This window comes from Microbacterium umsixpiens (assembly GCF_053543675.1).
On the sequence record NZ_JBLVOH010000062.1, the window covers coordinates 29,488 to 32,349 of the forward strand.

Annotated in this window: 2 protein-coding genes and 2 pseudogenes; all 4 read right to left on the reverse strand. The window is 69.5% G+C overall.

Going from position 1 to position 2,862, the window contains the following annotated elements; all coding sequences use genetic code 11:
• A pseudogene (locus ACNPM4_RS06315) lies at positions 1–334 on the reverse strand (carbohydrate kinase family protein); the annotation flags it as partial.
• 26 nt (positions 335–360) lie between these two features.
• Entirely contained in the window at positions 361–1,422 is a 1,062-nt protein-coding gene (locus ACNPM4_RS06320) for a polysaccharide deacetylase family protein (RefSeq protein ID WP_448985098.1), read from the reverse strand.
• Between the two features lie 56 nt (positions 1,423–1,478).
• Entirely contained in the window at positions 1,479–2,594 is a 1,116-nt protein-coding gene (locus ACNPM4_RS06325) for an adenosine deaminase (protein WP_029262549.1), read from the reverse strand.
• A gap of 50 nt (positions 2,595–2,644) precedes the next feature.
• Positions 2,645–2,862: pseudogene (locus ACNPM4_RS06330) on the reverse strand (thymidine phosphorylase); the annotation flags it as partial.

Here is a 2,862-nt window from a genome sequence, read left to right on the forward strand (position 1 = left end):
CCGGCGACGACAGGTACAGCGATACCCGGGCTCCCGCGCGGGTCATGAGGTTCAGATGCCGCTCGGTGGCTCCTTCGCCCCAGCGCACCCGTACTCCTGCACGGTCGAGGGCCGCACGCACGCGGCCGCCCTCCTCGTCGGGTCCGGCGAGGGCATAGAGCTGCGCCGCACGTCCGAGCCCGGTGAGAGTCAGGGTCTTACCGGCGCTCGTGCCGCCGACGGTCGCCCACGTCTCGTCGGCGAACTGCATGTGGGGCACCGGCTCGGGAAGCCGGTCGAGAACGACGATCGTGTTCCACGAGGCGGGACCGGCGATGAAAACGGAGTCGGGCATGCGACCATCCTGCCGCTTCGACGCCGTCAGCCGATGCGCGACACCAGGGCGTCCAGGCCCATGCCGTAGTCGATGCGCACCACAGGGAGGGCGAGCTTGTCGGTGCCGATGGTGACGAACCCGGGTTCGATCGTCCGTGCCATCTCGTAGCCGGCCTGCCGGACGCCCTGCTTGGCGGTGTCGTTGTAGTGCCCGAACGGATAGGCGATGACCTCGCGAACGCCCAGAGTGTCGCCGGAGAGGTTGAGGTCGGCGGCGATCTGATCCGCGGTCCAGTTCACCATCAGCCCGTCACCGTTATCGCCCGCCTTGTGCATGTCGTGCGTGTGCGAGCGGCGCAGCACGTGGATCGACGGCGGCGGGTCGGAGCGGTAGGCGGTCACCATGAACGACGTCGCGAGCAGCTCGTGCTTCGCCACGACGGGGGCCCCGAGGTCGAACCAGGTCTGGTCGGCATCGTCATCCGTGATGATCACGCTCCGCGCGGGCAGCGAGAGCCGACCGTCGATGAAGGCGCTCAGCTCGTCCCAGGTGGCCAGGTAGAAGCCCGTCGTCGCGATGTGGTTCATGTGCGCGTCGAAGTCGCCGATGTAGGCGTAGTTGCCGCGCAGCCAGCCGGACTCCCCCTCGGGATTCGCCGTGAACTGGTGGTACATGAGGATCGGGACCTGCACGCCCTCGGCCGCGTTCTGCTCCGACGTCTTCCAGGCGGCGAAGAGCTCGACCTGCTGCTGGTCGCAGACGACGGGGTCCGCGCCGTTCACCCGTGCGGCGACGGTGTAGGCCGCGGCATCCGCCGCCGTCGCGTACCAGCCGGCGAACACACGACCGGCGAGTGCCGGGATCGGGAGCGCCTGGTACAGACCGTCCTGCCGCTGCAGCTGGGGGTCGGCCGGAACCCCTTCGCCCGTGAACGTCACCGCGCAGGCGAGCGGATCATCGGCATCCGCGATGAGCTGCTCCGCCGGTGTCAGCGGGACCACGGTCTCGACCGGAGTCGGTGTCCGTGTCGGCTTCGCTTCGGCCTCGGCCGGTGCATGGTTCAGCCAGACGTATGCCGCGAAGCCACCGCCCACGACGACGATCACCGCAGCGATGATGATTCCCGCGACGCCCCCGCGCCGTCTCCCCCCGGAGGCCACGGTCAGATGTCGAATCCCTCGGCGATCAACTCGACGAGCTCCTCCCGCTCCTCGACGGGGAGGAACGCGGCCGCAGCCGCATTGAACTGGAACGTCTCGAGATCGTCGAGGTCGTACTCGAAGGTCTCGACGAGCAGGGCGAGCTCGCGGGTCAGCGAGGTGGCGCTCATCGTGCGGTTGTCGACGTTCACCGTCACCGAGAACCCGAGCTGGTACAGCAGATCGAACGGGTGGTCGGCCAGGGTGTCGCCCCACGCGGCGATCGCACCGGTCTGCAGGTTCGACGACGGCGACAGCTCGAGCGGGATCTCGCGGTCGCGCACCCAACGGGCCAGGTCGCCGAACTGCACCTGCACCTCGTCGCCCTCCTGTGTGACGACCTGGAGGTCTTCGGCGATGCGCACACCGTGGCCGAGGCGCAGCGCGCGACCGTCGATCAGCGCCGAGCGGATGGACGCGAGCCCTGCGGCCTCACCCGCGTGCACGGTCACCGGGAAGAAGTTGTCGGCGAGGTAGTCGAACGCCGCGCGGTGGTTCGACGGCGGGAAGCCGTCTTCCGGGCCGGCGATGTCGAAGCCGACGGCGCCACGACCGCGGAAGGCGACCGCGAGCTCCGCGATCTCCCGTGCCCGGTCGGTGTGGCGCATCGCCGTGATGAGCTGGCCGACGCGGATGCTGCGACCGTCGCGATCCGCCGCGTCCTCGCCCTCCTCGATGCCCTGCTGCACGGCTTCGACGGTCTGCTCGAGCGTGAGGCCCTGCGCCTGATGCTGCTCCGGAGCCCAGCGCACCTCGCCGTAGACCACGCCGTCGGCTGCGAGATCCTGGACGAACTCGCGCGCGACGCGGGTGAGCCCTTCCTGGGTCTGCATCACGGCGGTGGTCAGGTCGAACGTCTTGAGGTACTCGACCAGCGAACCGGAGTCGCTCTGCTTCGCGAACCACTTCCCGAGGGCTGCGGGCGTGGATTCCGGGACCTCGAGGCCGATGGAGTCCGCGAGCTCGAGGATCGTCGAGGGGCGCAGAGCGCCGTCGAGGTGGTCGTGCAGCGACACCTTCGGGAGGCTCCGCAGGGAGACGCCCTGCAGCGTGACGTCGCCGTTCGCATCGATCGACATGGTGATCCTCTCGGTCGCGGATGTGCTCAGTTCAGGCTAGCGGTCGCGGGTCACGCCGTGATGCGCTCGCGCACGATGGGACCGGCCGCCGGAGCCTCGTCGCCGATCTCCCACGAGCCCTCGAGAGCATCGAGAGCTCGGCCGAAGCGTGCGTCGTCGGCAGCGGAGAGGGTGAACAGCGGCTGCCCCGCGACGACGCGGTCACCGGGCTTGGCGTGCAGGTCGATCCCCGCCTCGAAGATCACCGGATCCTCGGCCCTGGCGCGAC

Excerpts from the sequence above, each read along its gene's own strand:
- ACNPM4_RS06325 (WP_029262549.1), bottom strand. The coding sequence starts at position 2,594 with ATGTCGATCGATGCGAACGGCGACGTCACGCTGCAGGGCGTCTCCCTG.